Source organism: Mycobacterium scrofulaceum, assembly GCF_002086735.1.
Classification (GTDB): Bacteria; Actinomycetota; Actinomycetes; order Mycobacteriales; family Mycobacteriaceae; genus Mycobacterium; species Mycobacterium scrofulaceum.
Genome location: NZ_MVIJ01000177.1, coordinates 1 through 249, shown reverse-complemented (window position 1 = coordinate 249; position 249 = coordinate 1). Strand labels below are relative to the sequence as shown.

The following is a 249-nucleotide window of genomic DNA, read 5'->3' as shown; positions in this document are numbered from 1 at the left end:
GCCCCCGGCCCACCGGCCAGCCGAGCCCCGCCGCCACTCCACCGCCGTGGTGGTCGGCGCCGGGGTGGCCGGCGCGCTGATCGGCGCGTTCGGCACCATCGCCGCGATCGCGTTCGCCTGGCTCATCAGCGCGGGCCCGCCCGGACCGCCGGGGCCGCCGCCGATGATGGCGTTCCATCACGGCCCGCCTCCCCCGCCGATGGGCGGCCCGATGGGAGGGTTCGGCTTCGGGCCGCCGCCCGGCCCGCC

1 pseudogene is annotated in these 249 nt (G+C 81.1%); it reads left to right on the top strand.

Features of this window, described 5'->3' with window-relative positions:
* Positions 1-249 (top strand): annotated as a pseudogene (locus BST44_RS29315) (hypothetical protein); the annotation flags it as partial.